Annotated in this window: 14 protein-coding genes; all 14 read right to left on the minus strand. The window is 42.5% G+C overall.

Translation table 11 applies throughout. The features are described 5' to 3' along the window. Positions 1-2: 2 nt before the first annotated feature. Positions 3-605: a Maf family protein gene (locus tag PGZ10_RS09790; protein ID WP_117557080.1), complete on the minus strand. Its 603-nt coding sequence runs from the start codon at positions 603-605 to the stop codon at positions 3-5. 3 nt (positions 606-608) lie between these two features. Further along, on the minus strand, positions 609-1,118 hold the full coding sequence (locus PGZ10_RS09795; RefSeq protein WP_055156082.1) for a flavin reductase family protein: 510 nt from the start codon (positions 1,116-1,118) through the stop codon (positions 609-611). A gap of 12 nt (positions 1,119-1,130) precedes the next feature. Then, positions 1,131-2,354 (minus strand): tyrosine--tRNA ligase, encoded by a 1,224-nt coding sequence (gene tyrS, locus PGZ10_RS09800; RefSeq protein ID WP_008373203.1) that lies wholly within the window; start codon positions 2,352-2,354, stop codon positions 1,131-1,133. Positions 2,355-3,124: 770 nt separating this feature from the next. Beyond that, positions 3,125-4,528, minus strand: coding sequence for an alanine/glycine:cation symporter family protein (locus PGZ10_RS09805; protein ID WP_270245919.1), 1,404 nt, complete (start codon positions 4,526-4,528; stop codon positions 3,125-3,127). A 202-nt stretch (positions 4,529-4,730) separates the two neighbouring features. After that, positions 4,731-5,573, minus strand: coding sequence for a carbohydrate ABC transporter permease (locus PGZ10_RS09810; protein WP_270245920.1), 843 nt, complete (start codon positions 5,571-5,573; stop codon positions 4,731-4,733). Beyond that, complete coding sequence (locus tag PGZ10_RS09815; RefSeq protein WP_117557088.1) at positions 5,573-6,424, minus strand: carbohydrate ABC transporter permease; 852 nt, start codon at positions 6,422-6,424, stop codon at positions 5,573-5,575. Before PGZ10_RS09815 ends, PGZ10_RS09810 begins: the two co-directional genes overlap by 1 nt. Before the next feature lie 190 nt (positions 6,425-6,614). Then, positions 6,615-7,934: an ABC transporter substrate-binding protein gene (locus PGZ10_RS09820; protein ID WP_270245921.1), complete on the minus strand. Its 1,320-nt coding sequence runs from the start codon at positions 7,932-7,934 to the stop codon at positions 6,615-6,617. 165 nt (positions 7,935-8,099) lie between these two features. Next, the gene (locus PGZ10_RS09825; RefSeq protein WP_243006427.1) at positions 8,100-9,389 is read right to left on the minus strand and encodes an ABC transporter substrate-binding protein; all 1,290 of its coding nucleotides are present in this window, start codon (positions 9,387-9,389) and stop codon (positions 8,100-8,102) included. Beyond that, positions 9,379-11,160 carry a sensor histidine kinase gene (locus tag PGZ10_RS09830; RefSeq protein WP_117557092.1) on the minus strand — a complete coding sequence of 594 codons (1,782 nt, stop codon included), beginning with the start codon at positions 11,158-11,160 and terminating at the stop codon, positions 9,379-9,381. Before PGZ10_RS09830 ends, PGZ10_RS09825 begins: the two co-directional genes overlap by 11 nt. Next, positions 11,157-12,755: a response regulator gene (locus PGZ10_RS09835; RefSeq protein ID WP_270245922.1), complete on the minus strand. Its 1,599-nt coding sequence runs from the start codon at positions 12,753-12,755 to the stop codon at positions 11,157-11,159. Before PGZ10_RS09835 ends, PGZ10_RS09830 begins: the two co-directional genes overlap by 4 nt. 221 nt (positions 12,756-12,976) lie before the next feature. Continuing rightward, positions 12,977-18,088 (minus strand): penicillin-binding Tp47 domain C-containing protein, encoded by a 5,112-nt coding sequence (locus PGZ10_RS09840; RefSeq protein WP_270245923.1) that lies wholly within the window; start codon positions 18,086-18,088, stop codon positions 12,977-12,979. Between the two features lie 67 nt (positions 18,089-18,155). After that, positions 18,156-18,671: a Gx transporter family protein gene (locus PGZ10_RS09845; protein ID WP_270245924.1), complete on the minus strand. Its 516-nt coding sequence runs from the start codon at positions 18,669-18,671 to the stop codon at positions 18,156-18,158. A 15-nt stretch (positions 18,672-18,686) separates the two neighbouring features. Then, the gene (locus PGZ10_RS09850) at positions 18,687-19,085 is read right to left on the minus strand and encodes a NusG domain II-containing protein (RefSeq protein ID WP_270541276.1); all 399 of its coding nucleotides are present in this window, start codon (positions 19,083-19,085) and stop codon (positions 18,687-18,689) included. 3 nt (positions 19,086-19,088) lie between these two features. After that, a complete protein-coding gene (locus PGZ10_RS09855) occupies positions 19,089-19,952 on the minus strand; it encodes a 4Fe-4S binding protein (RefSeq protein ID WP_270541305.1) in 864 nt (287 codons plus the stop codon). Positions 19,953-19,960 lie beyond the last annotated feature (8 nt).

The raw sequence follows: 19,960 nt of genomic DNA on the forward strand, positions 1-19,960 counted from the left end.
TTTTAATAAATATATTCCTTCATTTCCTGATAAACTCTCGCAAGAGGAAGACCCACGATCGTATTATAATCGCCTTCAATCCCACGGATATACATGCCAAATGCACCCTGGATCCCGTAGGCTCCTGCCTTGTCCATCGGCTCTCCTGTTGCAATATATTCCCGGATTTCTTCCTTGCACATCGGATATACATGCACATCACTGCATTCATGAAATGTCTTCCGGATCTTTTTCCCATCCTTCTTTATCAGAAGCGTAACACCGGTGTAAACCTGATGCGCTTTTCCCTGAAGCATGGAAATCATCTGATATGCCTCTTCTTTATCCTTTGGCTTTCCGAGAATCTTTCCATCTGCTGCAACCACCGTATCCGAACCGATCACCAGAAAATCCCCTGCATTTTTCTTTTCATACTGCTGGTAGACATCTTCTGCTTTCTGCGCAGAAAGTTCTTCCACAACCTGGCTTGGAACCTGGGATGTAATTACTTCCTCACAGTGTGACGGCATGACTACATGCTTTATATTTCCCTGTTCCAGCAGTTCTGTCCTGCGCGGTGATGCAGAGGCCAGAACTACAGTCAGCTTCTGTATTCTACTACACATAGCTTAATCCTCTTTCACAAGAATCTTCTTAATTTCTCCCATATACATGTTATGCATATCTTTGTCAGCATACCATTTGTCAAGATTTGCTTTCTCAACAAAATTTTCTTCTCCCATGCGCTGTACATAAACCTTCTTGCATACAAAGATCATTTTTGCTTCTTCAAACGCAACTGTTCCATCTACATAATATGGTGTCAGACCGGCTTCTTTGATCTTATCTTCGTCCCTTCCGGAAACTCTTCCACAGAGATTTAACGCTTCTCTATGCTCTTCTCCAAAGAATGCCAGCGTAAAATAATCTTCTCTGTCCACAAATTCTTTGGTATAACGGGAATCACGGATATAAGCTGTCGCAGTCGGCTTGCCCCACATAATTCCAACACCACCCCAGCTTGCTGTCATGGTGTTACATTTTTCTTCATTTCCTGCTGTGATCAGCATCCACTGTTTTCCGATCAGGTCAAATGGATTATCCTTTAATTCTTCTGCTTTTATTTCTGTAAAACTCATTTTTTTGTCCTCTTATTTTGCGATTACTTTACGGAAATTCTTCTTTCCTTTTCTTACAACTTTTCCTTCACCTTCAAAGTCTGCTTTTGCAAATGTTGTCGCAATATCGGAAACCTTTTCTCCGTCAACGGCAACTCCACCCTGCTGTACGGCACGGCGTGCTTCTGACTTGGAAGCAACCAGTCCACTCTTGTGAAGCAGTGTCAGGATATCGACAGACCCGTCTGCAAAATCTTCATCAGAAAGCTCTGCTGTCGGCATATCTGCTGCATTTCCTGAACTGAACAGTGCACGTGCGCCTTCCTGTGCCTTTGTAGCTTCTTCTTCGCCGTGAACCAGTTTTGTCAGTTCGAATGCAAGGATTTCTTTTGCTGTGTTAAGCTGTGCGCCTTCCCATTTGTCCATCTCATCAATCTGCTCAAGCGGAAGGAATGTCAGCATACGTAAACATTTAAGAACATCTGCATCTGCCACATTTCTCCAATACTGGTAGAATTCAAACGGAGAAGTTTTTTCCGGATCAAGCCATACAGCTCCAGACTGTGTCTTACCCATCTTCTTTCCTTCTGAATTCAGAAGCAGTGTGATTGTCATCGCACTTGCATCCTTGCCGAGCTTACGACGAATCAGCTCTGTACCACCAAGCATGTTACTCCACTGATCATCTCCACCAAACTGAAGATTACATCCGTATTTCTGGTATAACATATAGAAGTCATAGCTCTGCATGATCATGTAGTTAAACTCAAGGAAGCTCAGTCCCTTTTCCATACGCTGTTTGTAGCATTCTGCTGTCAGCATACGGTTTACGGAGAAGTGTGCTCCAACTTCACGAAGTACTTCCACATAATTCAGATCCATCAACCAGTCTGCATTATTAACCATCAGTGCTTTTCCGTCTGAAAAATCAATAAAACGGCTCATCTGCTTCTTAAAGCAGTCACAGTTGTGCTGAATTGTCTCAGGAGTCATCATCTGACGCATATCCGTTCTGCCAGACGGATCCCCGATCATGGCAGTACCGCCCCCGATCAGAGCGATCGGCTTATTTCCAGCCTCCTGCAGTCTCTTCATCAGGCACAGTGCCATAAAATGTCCAACATGCAGACTGTCTGCCGTCGGATCAAACCCAATATAAAACGTAGCCTTCCCATTATTCACCAGATCCCGGATAAGCGGCTCATCCGTAACCTGCGCAATCAATCCTCTGGCCTTAAGCTCTTCATAAATACCCATTTCTAATCTTTCCTTTCTTTTTTCAAAACCTATATCTTAGTCACAGCCAATCTTCTCCCCCGGAGAAGGAGGCGTCCCGTCTGGAACTCTTTGAAGTCTTCAAGGATGTCAGCCATCCGGAAACCATTTCTATTTGACTGCATGTGCAGGCGGATGCTCATACTTCTTAGGTTTTGGGAATTTGTGTTATGATTGAAAATCCATCTGTCTGAGCGCAGCGAGTTATGGATTTTCAATCATGCCCTTAACAAATTTACAAAACCTTAGAAGTATCAGCCGCCGAACCCGCAGACAAATAGAAATAGATTCCGGATAGCGTCCGTCCTGAACCCCTTCAATTTTTCCAATAAAAAAACCTCGTCCTCCGGCCAATCAGCCTTTAAGGACGAGGTATATTCTCTCGTGGTACCACCTTAATTCACATCCGGCTCGCACCGAATGCCTCAGTCAGTAACTAACATTACCGTAGCAGGTATAACGTCCGCCACTCCGTCACAGCTTACTTGCGCTTCCGCGCGTTCGGTGTGAAGCTCCAAGATGTATTCACATCTGACTCTTCGTGCACCTCTCATCAACCGGTTACTTTCTGTCTGAGCCTTGTCATCTGCTACTTGTTCTCTTCATAGCCTGTAATTTTCTCTTCTTTTGTCATACTACCGTATCCTTCAAAATTTGTCAAGCCGGATTTCACGCCAAATTATCACAAAACAACTTTTGTCAAATCCAATTCACAGCCTTCCATCATTTTCCGAACCACTCTCGCAGATTCCCTAATTCCAGAAATCCGTCTTCTGCTCCAGCTCAATATCTGCACTTTTAAACACCGGATTAACTCCCCGCTTCAACTGATCCTCATAATCCCGGATTGCCTTAAATGCCGTCCCGGACAGGATCAGGATCACCGGAATATTGATCAGTGCCATCACGCCCATCAGTACATCGGAAAGATCCCACAAAAGCGACATTTCCATACCTGCTCCCAGAAATACAACAAATGCCGATACCAGGCGGAATCCGCGCATAAATTTTTTCCCCGGTTCCTTTTTATGGATATAGGTCAGAAGATTGTCGCAATAGAAACAATTTCCAAGCAATGTTGTAAACGCAAAAAATACCATAGCCACCGTGATAAATACCGGGCCAAAGGTTCCCAGGGATTCCTGAAGAGATGCCTGAACCCACGGTGCCCCCTGCATCTCCCTGGTTGGATCAATGCCAGACGACATACACATCATCGCCGTTGCCGTGCAAAGAAGAAGTGTGTCGATAAAGACAGACAGCATCTGAACCAGTCCCTGTTTGACCGGATGACTAACATTTGCAGAAGCAGATGCATTCGGTGCCGAACCAATTCCGGCTTCGTTGGAATAAAGCCCCCGGCGGATTCCCTGCATCATAGCAGAACCCGCAAACGCTCCGAAAATTGCCTTGAAATCAAACGCTTCCTCAAAAATGCGTAGGAACATTTCCGGCACATTGCGGATATTGATGATAACCACAATCAGCGCAATCCCGATATATGCAAGTCCCATCACCGGCACAATCATCGATGTCACCTTTACAATACGGCTACCGCCGCCAAGCAGACACCATCCGGTCAGAACTGCCAGAATCCCGCCAATGATCCATGGGCTTACCTTCGGATCATAAAAAGAAAATCCGGAAAATGTAGACTGCAGATTATAGGATGCCAGCATATTGAATCCAAATGCATACGTCATGATCATGGCAATACAGAACACGATTGCCAGTGGTCTGCAATGCAGCGCCGCCTCGATATAATAAGCCGGACCACCATAGCATTTCCCATCCTCTCCCTTTTTCTTATAAATCTGTGCCAGCGTACTTTCAATCAGTGCTGACGCACTTCCGATGATCGCAATCACCCACATCCAGAATACAGAACCAAATCCCCCAATACAGATTGCTGATGACACCCCGACAATATTTCCTGTTCCTACTCTCGATGCCGTTGAAACCATCAATGCCTGGAATGATGAGATTGCCTCTTTATCGTCCGGCTTCTCCATCACGGACTCACAGGCTCTCTTAAATAAACGCGCCTGTGGAAATCTTGTCCGGATTGTAAAATATAAACCTGCTCCGATCAGCATAATCACCAGAAGTTTGCTGTACATAAATGAGCTGACCGCCCCAATAATTGTCTGAAACATACCCTTTTTCCTTTCTCAATGTTTTCTACCATTTTCGCAATATCTTAACGGAAACTCTCAAAATTTGCAAGCTTTTTCTATTTATTTCCTGTCATTTCGTCCCCAATCACTTTGTAAAAATATTACTTTTTTCAATCAAAATGTCAAACCTGAAAAAAAGCGGACAAGCAACACCTGTCCGCCAAATTTATACTATATTTTTCTAACCCTTTACAGCTCCTGCAGCAACACCCTTGATGATGTACTTCTGTCCTGCCAGATATACAATGATGATCGGGATTACTGTAAGCATGATGCTTGCCATCATCGGTCCCATTTCAACTCTTCCGTAACTTCCGCGGAAATACTGGATCAGCATCGGGATTGTTTTATATTTCTTAATATCAAGTACAAGAGTTGGAAGCAGGTAGTCATTCCATACCCACATTGCCTCCAGAATACCTACGGATATCATAGTAGGCTTCAGGATATGGATATCGATCAAAAAGAAAGTCTGCAGCGGATTACATCCGTCGATCATGGCAGCTTCTTCGATTTCTACAGGAATCGATTTTACAAATCCGCAGAACATAAATACCGCAAGACCTGCGCCAAATCCGAGATAGATCACCCAGATATTCCATGGCATATTCAGATGTAAGGTATCTGCTGTCTGTGACAAGGTGAACATAACCATCTGGAAAGGAACAACCATGGAAAATACAAACAGATAATACAAAATCTTTGAAATCACACTATTTACACGGGTTATATACCATGCACACATGGAGCAACATACAAGAATAGCAACTACAGAAGTAATCGTAATAAATGTACTGTATCCAAGACTGCTTAAAAATCCTTTTGAAGCAACGGCATCTACATAGTTTGCGATTCCTGCAAATGCATCTGCAGTCGGAAGTTTAAATGCAGTTCCTGTACTGATCGCTGATTCTTTTTTCAAAGAGTTCATCAGGATCATGATGATCGGATAAACCCAGGCGAGCGCCGCAATTGTTAAAATGACTGTCCATATTGTATTTGCAATACTTTTCTTCTTTTTCATTACTGCTGCACCTCCTTAGATCTTGTTGCTTTCAGCTGTACCAGTGAAATAATGATAACCAGAGCACAGAAGATCACTGCTTTTGCCTGCCCATAACCTTTCCACTGCATTCCGGCACGTGCGTAGAATGTCTGGTAAATATTCAGTGCCAGCATTTCTGTCGCATGGTTCGGATCTCCACCTGTAAGAGCCAGGTTCTGGTCAAACAGTTTAAATGAATTGGTAAGTGTCAGGAATACACAAATCGTGATGGAAGACATTACCATCGGAACTCTGATCTTCCAGAGGATATCCCACTTTGCTGCTCCATCAATCTCTGCTGCTTCGATCAGATCATCCGGTACATTCTGAAGACCTGCGATATAAATGATCATCATATATCCGATCTGCTGCCAGCACATCAAAATGATAAGTCCCCAGTAACCGGCTGAAGAATTCAGTGCCAGGAGCGGCTGACCGATGATCGTAAGCAGACAGTTGATCAGAATCTGCCAGATATATCCAAGTACGATTCCACCGATCAGGTTCGGCATAAAGAAAACAGTTCTGAAAATATTGGTGCCCTTTAACTTCTGTGTCAGAAGCAGTGCCAAGCCAAATGCCAGTACGTTAATCAGTAAGATCGATACAATCGCAAATAATACTGTAAATTTAAATGAACTCGTAAAGGATGTATCCTTGATCGCTGCTGTATAATTTGATATTCCAACAAATGTTGCATTTCCTACTGTTGTAAATTTACAGAAAGAAAGATAAAATCCCTGTGCAAACGGAATGATAAATCCGATCACAAATGCAAGAAATGTTGGGAGAACAAATATTGGTGCATGTTTTTTCAGTGCCTTTTCCATAGAAATCCTCCTCTTTTCCTTTTGCCCGGAAGGATCTTCCTACCAGGTGGCTCTCATTTCACTTTTTATTTTTATATGGAAAAACGTAGTTTCCCATATCCAGAAAACCCGCTTCGTACAGGCTCTCCTCTCACTTAAAAGGGGCAGGCAAGCCGCCTGCCCCTAGGTCAGTTCTTTTTATGCAACTTATTTATTCATTTGCAAGCTTGTATTCAGATGCCCATCCATCTACGAATGCACTTACTACTGCATCCCAGTTAGCATCTGTCTGATCTGCCGCATAAGCTGTCAGTGCAGATCCAACACCATTTTTCCACTCTTCTGAAGGCATTGTTGAGAAGTTCCATGCTACCGGAGTCTTTCCGTCTTCGGTCATCTGTTTGTCTTCTTTGATAAAGAGATTCTGAGATTCCTGAGCTTTCTTAAACGGAATGTTGAATCCCATATCGTCTGCCATACATTTTGTTCCTTCATCTGAAGTTACACACCAGTCCATAAAATCTAATGTAGCCTGAATATCAGCTTCGTCTGCGTCTTTATTTACGCACCAGTAATTTTCTGTACCTGTGCAGAGTCCCTGGTTTGCTTCATCGCCTACACCAAAGTAAACCGGAAGCATGGTCATGTCATCATCTGTCAGGCCGCCATCGATCAGCTGTGTATATTCCCATGTACCATTTTGATAGAATACAGCTTTTTTATTCAGGAATTCATTTCTTGCATCGTCACCTGTCTTTGCAGCAAGATCCTTTGGATCGCATGTGCTGTTGTTGATGTACAGATCCCACATATCGCGATAATTGTCAAGATATGTGCCTTTGATTGCATCTGTTGTGTTAATTCCTTCATCCTGATATTCAAAGTAGATCGGAAGGTTTGCAAGGTGTGTCTTGAATCTCCAGTCAGAAGATCCGTCCATACCTGCTGAAGTAAATGCAGAAAATCCAAGTTCAGAAGTTCTATTTGTAATGTCTTCTGCTACTTTTTTCAGATCTGCAAAAGATTTGATGTCATCCGGTGTATATCCTGCTTCTTTTAATAATGTCTTATTTGTGATAATTCCGTATGTTTCAATAACATATCCAATACCCGCTACAGAATCTCCGTCTTTCAGTGCATAATCATCACTTGTGAGTTCTTTGTAAACATCAGTGTCAGATAAGTCGTAGCAGTAATCTTTCCAGTTTGCAAGTCCTACCGGTCCGTTTACCTGGAATAATGTTGGTGCTCCGCTCTTTCCCATTTCACTCATCAGAGTGGTTTCATAGTTTCCGGAAGCTGCTGTAACAACCGTTACATCTACACCCGTCTCTTTTGTGTAATCCTTTGCCAGCTGCTGCCACTGTTCATCCTGCTCCGGTTTGAAGTTCAGATAATATACAGATCCTTTGCTGCTGTCCCCTTTACCGTCTGCACTCTTGCCATCGCTCTTGCTTCCACATCCTGCAAAGCATCCAAGTGTCATGATTCCTACCAGCCCCAGTGCCAGCCATCTTTTTTTGTTTTTCATAATTTCCGTTCCTCCTCGTCTGGATTTCTTTTCTATGCTTAAATAATAGCAAGAATCCAATCAAAGGCTGTAACAAATCGCAAACCTCCTTTAACAAAAAATATACTTTTCGAAATGTAAAAAATTTGTTATTGATAAAATGACACCAACAGCCTTCTCCTCCCATCATCTCTCTTTCTCATACTCCCGGATACTTTCATCGGCAGTCTCCACCATCTGCGCAAGCGTCATTTTCCCGGCGGCAAGCTGTGGCAGGCACTCCCCGATCGTCTCTTCCTGAAGGATGGAGTTCCATTTCACCTGATAGTTCGGAACGATCTGCGGATTGTTATTGTAGGCATTTACATAATCCTGAAGGAGCTGGCTGATTTCAGTGCGTCCGTTCTTGTCCATCAGCTCTTTCTTCTCTTCCAGATTGAATTTCGTGCGAAATTTCAAAAATTCAACCGCTCCTTCTTTGACCTCCTCGCTGTAAGTGGAAACCACCGCCCAGCCAAAGGTTTCCGGTGAGGCGATCAGTTTATTTCCCGGAAATGCGGAAAATCTTACCTTTTCTTTCCATTCTTCCGGCAACTGGTCGATCATCCAGTATCCGTTCGGAATCATTGCCACCTTTCCTGTGACAAAATTATTGTATGCCACATCGTAGTCAGCATGAATTGCATCTTCTGTTGTATACCGAAACAATTTCTGCAAGGTTTCTGCAATTTCAAGACCGGTATCATTGGAATAGCTTTCTGGGAGAAGCTCTTTCATAAATGCATAGCCTTCTTCCGTGTGTGCTGCCTCTGCTGTTGCAATCAGCATCGGCGCCCAGCCGGTTCCTTCAGTGTGAAGTCCAAGCGGTGTGATTCCGTTTGCCTGCAGCCGGTCACAGCAGTCCCAGAATTCTTCCCATGTCTCCGGGAATTTCTCAATCCCTGCTTCCGCAAAAAGCTCCGGATTCCAAAACATGCCGGCGCACGCAAATGCCGCCGTACTGATCGGTCCAAGATAGATATTGCCATCCTCATCCGTACAGCCTTCCATCACCGCCGGTTCGATCATATTCCTCCACTCTTCATCCTCTTCCAGATACGGACTCAGATTCTCGATCCGTCCATCCGCAACCATCATCTGATAAAAGGACGGCAGGGTGCGCACATCATAGATCACAGCCGGAAGCTCGTCTGTGACATTTAACCGTTTCAGATTTTTTCGGTATTCCTCTTCCGTCTCCATGATCCATTCCACTTGCATATGATATGTACCGGCATATTCTTCATTAAATGCATCAACGACATCCTGTTCCGTTTTCTTGCCGGAAGTCGGATCTACCGTCAGAATGATCGGAATATCAATCTCCTTTTTTTCTGTGCTCCGGCTTGTCTGCCCCGTATTTTTACCACATCCGGTCAGCACTGTCAGAACCAGTGCGATACAAAACACCGATTGCAAATATTTTCTATAAATCACGTTTCTCCTTTCCGTCATCCGGAATTTGGATTGTACACCGGGTTCCATTTTCTTCTGCCTCATAGTAAAACAGCACATCCTCTCCATATTTCAGCCGCAGTCTGGTCAGTACATTCACCACTCCATATCCGTGTTCCTTATCCTGGAAGCATTTTTTCGCCTCCAGAATCGGATGCCCGTTTAAGGCATTGATCTTTTCCATCATTTCCCGGTCAATCGGCTTCCCATTATTGAATACCACGATTTTCAGTTGGCTATCCTCCCTCGCAATCTCAATCCGGATTAGACCATTCTCATAAATTTCGCAGAATCCGTGCTTGATCGCGTTCTCGACAAGTGGCTGCAAGATCAGCTTCAGCATCCACGTACTCTTCTCTTCCACCTTACACTCAATCTCATACCGGAACAGATTTGCATTCCGGATCTGTTGGATTTCCATATAACTCTTTACATTTTCCAGTTCGTCCTCCACCGTCACGATATCACTGCCCTTGCTGAGTGACAGACGCAGATATTTGGAAAGTGCCTGAATCATCTTCATGGTTGTCTCTTCTCCGTTTATCCGCGCAAGCATGTAAATTGTATCCAGCGTATTATAAAGGAAATGTGGGTTGATTTGTGCCAGAAGCATGTTCAACTCCGTCCGTCTGAGCACCCCTTCCTGTTCTTTGATCTCTGCCAGAAGATTCTCAATATTTTTTAGCATCTTATTGTAGGAATGTCCGATCTGATCCAGTTCTGTATTGGTATTCAGTTCAATCAGGCGACTGAAATCATTTCCGTCAAACTGTGTCATCTCTTCACTGATCTCCCGGATCGGACTGGTGAACCGCTTGGAAAAATAGATACTGAGCACAACCGCTACCACTGCCACAAACAGATAAATCCCGATCAGCACCGTAAGTACCCTCATCGTTCCCTGTGTCATTACACTCGACGGAACGACTGTGAACACCGTCATTTCAGAGCTGCTTTCTTTGTAAATGGAGCAGACACCACCGCTCACTCTCCGGCTTTTTGCAAGAATACCACTTGTTTCCTGTGCGCTGATCTTATAGACTTCCTGTTTTACCGCATCCGAAATCTTCGTCCCTTTCGGGCACCAATCAGCACATAAATTCCCCTTCTTATCCAGAATTCCGATCTGCACTTCATCTGTCATACTCCGATCCTTTCCAAGTATCGTTTCCAGAAAGCTGTCATTCATCTTGATGAGCAGCAGTCCTGGTTTGCTGGCGTATTCCATGCTGTGTACATATCTTCCGATAAACAATGCTTCTTTCTCCGTCCCAAACAGAGTATCCTTCGCCCAGAACCATTGCGTTTTCGCATAAGAATCTCCCATGTAATCTTCCAGATGACTGTCTGAAAAATCTTCATAATCAATATGCGAGTAGGATCTGGCATAAACATTATTTTTATTATCCACATAGCAGTATTCTGCCACATGATCCAGATTCATATAGGCAAAATATTTCTGAAGAGAGTTCTTTTCCACATCTGCAAATGAAGCTTTTTTCAGACTTTCCTGAACCTGATCGTAAGTAATACATTCTGCTGTCCCTTCATCCGCCTCTTTTGACAGTGTATCCAGAGCCAGCCCCATCTTCTCATTTAAAAATTCATATTTATCTGTAACCTCTGTGGTCAGACTCTGCCTTACATAAATCCAAACACCGATGCTTGACAGCAAAATTGCCAGCAACAACAGCCCCATTATATATCGAAGGTATTTTCTCTGTATTCCGGATTTAATCACCCATTTCTTCATTCTTCGTAATCCTTTTTGTATTCACTCGGTAATTTTCCTGTATATTCTTTAAATAAATGTGAAAAATAGGATGCATTGCTGATTCCCACCTGCTCACATACCGTTCCTATACTCTCACATCCATCCTGGATCAGCCTCTTTGCTTTCTCCATTCTCTGCTGTAAGAGATACTTTTTAAAGGTTATATGAAATGTATTTTTAAATACACGCCCGAAATATACCGGATTCAGATAAATCTGCGTTGCCACCTGAACAATAGAAAGTTCTTCCTCCTGCAAATGCTCATCGATATAAGAAAGTGCCACTGTCATATATTCCTTTGCACATTTATTTTCTCCGCTTTCTGCGTATTTTTCCCGTTCCTCAATTGCTTCTCCGAGGATCCTATAACTGACATCTACCGCCTGTGCCGCTGTCAGGCTCTCCATATTCGAATAATAATTCCGGAACTGTTTCTGCAGTTTTTCCGTCATTCCGTAAGTATCGTTCAGCATCATCTCTGCTTGCAGCATAATCTTATGTATATAACGAATCTGTAGCTCTTCCTCATGCGGAAGTGCGTAGATCAACGCAATAAAAGCCTGTTTTAACTCTTTAAACGCATTCTTCCGAACAGCATTGACGATCGTAAGTCCTGCCTCTTCACAATCACTTTTTGCCGCTTTTTCTTCCTTTTTCACAGGTATGGAAAAAGTATTCTCATTTGTGGCACTGCTGCAGATTGGCTCGAAAAGTCCCTGCGCCTCTTCGTAACTCCGGCGGATTCCATCCAGTCCTTTATACGGTTTGGAAATCGATGCAGTAACCGGACTTTTCTGTTCCCTTTTAACCTGTTCCAGAATCTGCGCAATCTCGCGCACTGACGCATTTTCCTTTGTCTTGATCAGAAATACATGACAGCCTTCTGCCTTTTCAAAATGCCAGAAAAAATACCGCTCTGAAAACATTTCTTCCAGAGATTGTATCAATTCCAGCCTGGCTGCTTCGTAATTCAGTGCATCCGTAATCTTATATGTAAGATCAAGATCCACACACATTGCAATAAAACGGTCGCCCTCTTCGATCACATCTTTCAAGATTGCAAATACTTCCTGCATTTTTTCATAGGAAATTTTATTCTGTAAATATTTCTGTACAACAACCTGGAGAAAACTGGTGGAATCTTTTCGAACCATATTTTCCCAGCTTTCATAACGCTCTTCGCTCTCCAGTTTCTCCATACAGGTCTGGTATGCGCCCTGCATGGTCTCCTGCAGTTTATCTTCCTCGATTGGTTTCAGCAGATATGCATATGCACCAAGATCACACGCCTGCTGTGCATAATTAAAATCACGGTACGCACTGAGCACAATAAAAACCGGATCCAGCTCTGTCTTCTGGATCTCTTCCATCACCATCAGACCGGAAACCTGTTTCATCCGGATATCCGTCAGTACGACATGGGGCTTCACTTTTTTGATCACTTCGATTGCCTGCTCCCCACTCTGTGCCTGACCGGCAACTTCAAATCCCATCTCATTCCAGTTGTACGTCTTAACCAGTCCCTGCAGAAGGATTGGTTCGTCATCTACAATCACAAGTTTTAATAATTTCATACCATTTTCCCCATTCCTGATAATCTTCCTACTTCTTATTTTAGATAAGACATGATAAAGAATTTATCAAAAACTATACTTCTGATGCAAAAAATCATACTTTTACCAAAAATTATACATTCTCGTTCGGTAAATAGCAAGAAAAGCCGGCAGAACTGGCTTTTTCTTGCCGTCTGCCGACTTTCCGGATCCTATGATTTGTTAAAAATCATATCTTTTTATTATTTTCTTTTTCTGCGTTTCCAAGCAAATCCACCCATACCAGCTCCGAGTGAAGAAACTGCAAGTCCTAACCATCCAAATACGCTTGCCGGATCTCCGGTCTTCACGGAATCACTTCCGCTTGTCTTGGATTTATTTGTTGTACCATCTGTCTTTTTTACAGATGAGCTGTTTTTCTTTACAAGTGCCTTGATTGCTTTGTTCAGGCTGTTTGTTGCATTATCTACTGCTTCCTGGCTTTCTTTTGCTTCCAGTGCTTTCTGGGCATCTGAAAGTGCGCTCTGCAGTGCTTTCCAGCTATCTGCTGTGTAATCTGCTTCTTTAAGCGCTTTTGCATCTGCAATTGCTTTTTCAAGAGAAGCAGTATTGATTGTAACCGGTTCTTCTTCAGCTTTAACCAGTGCATCTTTTGCTGCATTTAAAGCAGCAAGTGCCTGATCAACTGCATCCTGACTTTCCTTTGCTTCCAGTGCAGTACGTGCGCTCTGCAGTGCTGCCTGGTATACACTCCAGCTTTCTGCTGTGTAGTCTGCTTCTTTAAGGTTATCAGCTTCTGCAATTGCAGCTTCCAGTGCTGTTGTATCAACCTCTGCCGGTGCCGGAGTCTCTGCTATCTTGTAAGTAAATGTAAGAGGAGTTGTATAACCTGTTGAAGCTACTGTAATCTGGAATTCTGTTCCAGCTACCGCATCTTTAAACGGATCTGCATCTGTCTTGATCGTACCATCCTTATTGATAATAACTACGGAGCCTCTTCCACTTGCTGCATAATCTTTACCATTTACATTTACAGAAGTAATATTTCCAAGATAAGCTTTAAGCGCATCTGTGTCAAATCCTTCTGCCTCTACAAGTTTCTTATTCTCTGCATCATATGCTGCAGGCATATCTTTTGTTGTCAATGTAAATGTTGTAACAACATCTGCATATTTTTTCTTCTTATCTTTAATAGTAAGTGTATATTTTCCAGGTTTTACAGAAGCTGCTGCTCTGCTCTCTGTCACTGCTTTAAAACTCAGTACATTACCTTCTACCGACACATCCAGTCCATCCACACTGTATTCCGGTTCAAATTCATCTGGAAGCTGTACATTGATTGTAGTTTTGCCTGCTGTAATGTCTGCATCTGCAACTTCTACTTTTGTAGTTTCTGATTTTACAGGAACATAGATATCTGCAATGTCCATTGTGTACACGCCATTTGTTGTATAGTACTCAATGCTGTCAATCGTCTTACCCATCATAGTTTTATAATGTTCAGATGATGTCGGGCAACCATGCACTTCTCTTGTAAATCCGGTGCTCCATGCGAGCTCATTACCCCTCCAGATATTTTCCAGATGACGCATACCATAAGCGGTTCCGTCTGTTGTCTTTACTACAACTGCATTTACATTCGAAGCAGTAATTTTATCTTCCGGAAGTCCATCAAGGTTCAATTGATAATCCCCGTAAGAAGACTTGGTTAATAATTCTGCTTTGACACCTGTCAGTGCCTCCGCTTCCTTTCCTTTTACTTCACCGAATACAAGCTTTCCATTTTCATCAGCAGAAACTTCTTTGTAGTTTGCCGGTTCTTCTGTAAGTGGATAGTATGCATAAGATGCATTCTCAAATAATGTGTCTTTTCCAGTCAGAGTTGTAGTACTTGTCTTTCCTCTGTTTGTAACTGTAATCTCCACCGAATCGCTGTCTTTTACTTCTTTGTATTTTGAAAAATCTACCGAAGGATCTACTTTTACAGCATAAGTGATACCATCAATCTTGGATCCATCCGCGTTTTCATGGTATGATCCACCTGCAAGACCTGTTGTTCTGGTTTTGTTCTTTGTTGCAGAAGTAAATGCATCTACGGCAATATCATTATTTGTTGTCTCAGCTTTGTAGAATTCTGCGTATGGGATGTTCATGAGAACATATTCTTCAGCTTTCACAAGAGCTTTAATTGCTTCTGTCATATGGAGCGTTTGCTCTTTCACAGCTGACTGTAACGGATTCTCCTGTGCAAGAAGCTCTTTCGATTCTTCCAGTTCACTCCTCATCTTATTCCAGCTGTCTTTTGTATAATCAGATTCGTTTAATGCGTTTGCTTCGTCAATTTTGTCCTGTAATGCTTTGATATCTTCTTTGGTTGCAGTTTTTGGTGCCGCAAGATTTTCTGTTCCGATCTGGAAACTATAGCTGTAATCTGCATAACCAAGTCCATAGACTGTCAGTTTCCAGTAACCTGTTCCATCCGTTCCCTCCGGAAGCTGGCATCTGAGAGAGTCTGTCAGTCCAAGCTGGATTCCCATAGATTTATGCATCCAGTTATCTGCCGCAAATTTTGTTCCAAATGTTCTTACCGGTGTTGTATAGCTTGCATCATCTCCATAATAGGTCCATTCAACAGCCTGCATCGCAGAACCAAGCCCACCATAGTTTCCATTTAAATCTACACGGATGAATTCTCCATAGCTTCCCACATCTTTTGTCTCTCTGACATTCGGTGTGATATCAGATGCCACTGTCAGCTGTGTGTCTTTTAAGCCTGAATAGGAACCTGTTGTTCTTTCAGAGAATGCAAAGCTTCCATCTTCCTGTTTTTCAGCACTCTTAAGACCATTCGTATTCGCTGTTACATCTGCAATTGCTGTATATGATTTAAGCTGGTTTTCAGAAAATCCGCCAATCAATGTGCCTCCATTTTCTACAACCACATATTTTTCTTTCAATGCACTTAAATCTGCTGTTTTCACTTTAACAGGAACATATTTTATACCAGTCACTTTGTAATCTGCCTGAATAAATGAGCTTCCATCTTCTGAAGTAAATACAGCCTTCTTTTCTGCATTTGTAGTTCTTGTATAAATGCTGCCATCTGTCATCACTGCTTTTCCATTTTTGTCCCAGTAAGACAGGTTATATTGATTACCATCTGTATCTTTAATCACTGCCGTACACTGAAAACTTCCTCTATGTAAGCCATGATTTGCAGTTGCTCTTGTAACGGTATCAAAAGCGCCTTTATCATATTCATTACGAGAATCAGTAACACCAGATGCTTCGGCATTTCCGGCTGCATACACACCTTCATTTGCCCAGTATTCTGACCAGTTCATTCCTACATAAACATAGGAATACGCTCTGTCCTCTCCTGCTACTTTATAAGTAAATGTGTATGCTTGATATCCATTTGCTGCAATTGTTACAGTAAATGCGTCTCCTGCCTTTGCATCTTTAAACGCATCTTGTGTAAGATCAAGTTTTCCATCTTTTGTAATTAGTTTTACTGCTTTCTCTCCAGATGCTGCATATTCCTTTCCGTTCACTGTAACAGAATTAATACTTTTTAAATATGTCTGGAATTCTTCTTCATTAACATCGTCATTCTTTACAACTGCCGGTGCTTTATTATCTTCATTATATTTCACCGGCATTGTCTCTGTATAAGCATTAAAAGTAGTTGAAATCGGTACATAAGTGCCACTCCTATCGCTAAGTGTAACGGTATATCGACCTTTTGTAAGAGCTTTTTTGAATTTAATTGTTCTTGTAGTAGTCTTACCTTCTGTTTTAATTTCCACAGAATATGCATCTTCATCGATTCCGATTCCATCAACTTTGTATTCTTCTTCAAAATCACTTGGAAGTCCACTTACCACAACAGATGTTGTATCTGATTTGGTAGAAATATCTGCCACTGATACTTCGCCATCAAATTTCTTCGCTACTTTCTGGTCCATCTGGATTTCATAAATACCATCATTTGTGTAGTAAGTTACTTTATTAATCGTCTGTCCCATCATGGTAGCATAATCTTTGGAATCAAGTTTGTTTCCATGTGATTCTGTTACAAATCCAGTGCTCCATGCGAGCTTCTGCTTCTGCTCCTTAAGCTTCCAGATATTTTCCACATGGCGAAGTCCATAACTGCTTTCTTCTTTTGTGCTAATTACTACACCATATACTGTTTTAATACTTTCTGGAAGACCATTTATATTTAACTGGTAATCACCATAATTAGACGAGGTTTTAAATTCTGTTGTAGCATCGGACAGAGGCTTTACTTTGGAAGCTTCTCCTTTTACCTCACTGAAGTTAAATGTTCCATCTGCATTTACCGTTGCTTCTTTATAATAAGATGGTGTATCACTTAATGTGTAATAAGAATAGCTTGCGCTTTCAAATAATGCATCTTGTCCTTTATATGTAACAGTATTTTCTTTTCCTTTAATATTTGTTGTAATCGTAACTTCACTGTCATCTGTAATCTGTGTATATTTTTTTAATGCAGATACATCACTAATCTTAACCGGAAATGTCACACCAGTAATATCGGAACCATCACTGTTTACATGATAAGAGCCTGACGCCAGCGAAGCTCTGGTTTTCTGCTTTGTTGCTGATGAAACGGCATCTGCACCTGTCACTCCTTCTGCTTTATAAAAATCAGCATATGGGATATTCATCAATACATACACGTCTTTTTGTACTTCCGGAGTTTTTTTCACCAGTGCACCTGCTGCATCTGTCAGAGCTTTTGCTGCCTGATCCACTGCATCCTGTGATTCTTTCGCTGCAAGCGCTTCTTTTGCCGCCGTCAGTTTATCCTGCATATTTTCCCAGCTTTCTGCTGTGTAATCTGCTTCTTTCAGTGCTTCTGCCGACGCGATTGCCTCACTTAATGCTGTTGTATCTACCGTTTTTTCCTCTTTTTTTGTTGCATTTTCCAACGCATTATTTACTGCATTAACAATTGCCTTTGATGAGCAGGTTGCTTCTGACACTGCATCGATTCCATCTGTTCCATTAATTGCTACGATTTTCGGTACAACTCCATCCACCGCATCCTCAATATAGCTTATATTTTTTTTGCTGCCGTCACCGACAATATCCGTGATCGATTCTATTTTTCCGTCCTTTATGGTAACAGATAAAGATAAATTATATTCATCAAAATCTGCATCCGCATCCGGTGTACACTCTGCAGTCCCTGTATATGTTCCATCCTGAACCTTCGCTACATCCTCACTGTTTGCCGCAAACACCGTCGATGGACAAAGTCCAGCTACCATCGACATCGCCACAGCCATTGTCATAGCTTTTGTCTTAATTGTTCCCTTTCCCATAATTACCTCCTTGTTGTTGATAAAATTTATTATTAAGTTAGTTTCTGCTAACCCATAATCAAAAAAATTATCCTATCTGTGCCACTCTCTCCGATTCTCTTTTTACGATCGGAAGCAGCTTTTTACTTATCATTCCCATCACAAATCCGGTCACTGTACCGGCGATCAGAAGTGCCGGCAGATAATAAATCAGTTTCAGATTCTCTACTACAACGGATGCCACGATAATCTGACCGATATTGTGCGACACGCCTCCCGCGATACTGACTCCGGCTATGGAAAATCCTTTCAGCCTCTTCATCAATGCCATAACCAGAAAGCTTAAGATTCCTCCTGCCAGACTGTAGATGACCGACATTCCATTTCCAAATAAAAAGCCGGTCAGCAGGATCCGCATAACTACCACCAGAAATACTTCCGGAAGCTCCAGGAAATACAGCCCGGTCACAGTCACCAGATTGGCAACTCCGAGCTTCATTCCCGGTATCCCGAAATTGATCGGTATTAAGCTTTCCACATAACTGAATATCATTGCCAGTGCAACCAGCATTGCCATATTGGCAAGTTTTCTGTTTTTATTCATCTGCTGTTTCCTTTATCATTTTGCGATCGTGTCAGGGACTATATCTTCGGAATCCGAAGTTTCCAATCCCTGATCATTCTCATTTTCCAGAACCTCTACTACAAGCTTATGTGGCAGACAGACGATCGTCTGTGTATGTCCACTGATTTTTCCCTGTTCCTCGCAGTAACCATCCGGACAATTCGCCTCTTCCATATACGCCTTTCCATCTTCGATCCGGATCCGGTTATAGAAATCGCCATCCTTTACTTCGATGGTCTGATCCTTCGACAAGGAATAGGTTCCATAGATTTTGCCATTCAGCGTAATCTGGATCTGGTTTCCTTCTTCCCCTCTCGTCAGCTGCATCACAAGCAGCATCGCAAGCGCAATCACAATAATTCCTGCTCCAAGTATCAGATCTTTCTTCTTCATCTTCTATACACCCAGCCAGAGCAGAAGAATCAGTAAGATTACTGCCCGCAAAATCGTAAACCAGAATTCATTTCCACGAAGTCCTTTTACTCCGGTATGAATATTTCCTTTCGGACAGGTATCGATGCATTTCTGACACTGGAAACAGTCCCCTTCTATCTTCGGCGATCCATCTTCCGGAAGTCCGATGTTAGAAGGACATTTCTTCGTACATGCCTTGCATCCTTTGATGCAGTTTTCCCGGTCTCTGTGAAGTGCGAAAAACGGAAGCACCGGAAGCAGGGAAAACACAGCTCCCATCGGGCAGAAATTTCTGCAGAAAAACCGTTCTTCAAAACACATTCCCACAAGGATCAGAACCAGAAGAACGAGTCCCACCAGATATCCGCCAAGCTTAAAGTTGCCGGCATGGAGCATGGAAAATACATCCCACGGGCTGGTTCCTTTTGCCTTGCTGTAGACGCCGGCAAAGCACAAGATTGAAATCAGTGCCAGTACAATATATTTCAGATAACAGAGCTTTTCTGTCCACGCTTCTGCAATCTGAAACGGTTTCTTTTTCATTTTTTTACAGATCCACACATAGAGTGCATGCACGCCGTCTCCCATCGTACCGAACGCACAGGCAAATCCGCAGAAGAATCTTCCGAACAGGATCGTATAAATGCAGATCACAACCAGCACTGTCACGAAAGTGGTCATGGCAACCTTTCCCCCTGCACCGATCTGTGTAAATATGTATTTCACTCCGGCAAATGCCGCTGTATACACAGATGGGATAAACAGGAAATACAGTATCTGGATCAATGCTCTCAGCCATATATGTAATTTTTTTATATCTTTCGCCGTTAAATTATGAATATCCATCTTTTTCA

The sequence above is a fragment of the Coprococcus sp. AF102-57 genome, from assembly GCF_027686195.1.
Classification (GTDB): Bacteria; Bacillota; Clostridia; order Lachnospirales; family Lachnospiraceae; genus Allocoprococcus; species Allocoprococcus comes.

Excerpts from the sequence above, each read along its gene's own strand:
- PGZ10_RS09835 (WP_270245922.1), bottom strand. The coding sequence starts at position 12,755 with ATGAAATTATTAAAACTTGTGATTGTAGATGACGAACCAATCCTTCTG.
- PGZ10_RS09830 (WP_117557092.1), bottom strand. The coding sequence starts at position 11,160 with ATGAAGAAATGGGTGATTAAATCCGGAATACAGAGAAAATACCTTCGA.
- PGZ10_RS09855 (WP_270541305.1), bottom strand. The coding sequence starts at position 19,952 with ATGGATATTCATAATTTAACGGCGAAAGATATAAAAAAATTACATATA.
- PGZ10_RS09810 (WP_270245920.1), bottom strand. The coding sequence starts at position 5,573 with ATGAAAAAGAAGAAAAGTATTGCAAATACAATATGGACAGTCATTTTA.
- PGZ10_RS09805 (WP_270245919.1), bottom strand. The coding sequence starts at position 4,528 with ATGTTTCAGACAATTATTGGGGCGGTCAGCTCATTTATGTACAGCAAA.
- PGZ10_RS09820 (WP_270245921.1), bottom strand. The coding sequence starts at position 7,934 with ATGAAAAACAAAAAAAGATGGCTGGCACTGGGGCTGGTAGGAATCATG.
- PGZ10_RS09790 (WP_117557080.1), bottom strand. The coding sequence starts at position 605 with ATGTGTAGTAGAATACAGAAGCTGACTGTAGTTCTGGCCTCTGCATCA.
- PGZ10_RS09840 (WP_270245923.1), bottom strand. The coding sequence starts at position 18,088 with ATGGGAAAGGGAACAATTAAGACAAAAGCTATGACAATGGCTGTGGCG.
- PGZ10_RS09815 (WP_117557088.1), bottom strand. The coding sequence starts at position 6,424 with ATGGAAAAGGCACTGAAAAAACATGCACCAATATTTGTTCTCCCAACA.
- tyrS (WP_008373203.1), bottom strand. The coding sequence starts at position 2,354 with ATGGGTATTTATGAAGAGCTTAAGGCCAGAGGATTGATTGCGCAGGTT.
- PGZ10_RS09845 (WP_270245924.1), bottom strand. The coding sequence starts at position 18,671 with ATGAATAAAAACAGAAAACTTGCCAATATGGCAATGCTGGTTGCACTG.
- PGZ10_RS09850 (WP_270541276.1), bottom strand. The coding sequence starts at position 19,085 with ATGAAGAAGAAAGATCTGATACTTGGAGCAGGAATTATTGTGATTGCG.
- PGZ10_RS09795 (WP_055156082.1), bottom strand. The coding sequence starts at position 1,118 with ATGAGTTTTACAGAAATAAAAGCAGAAGAATTAAAGGATAATCCATTT.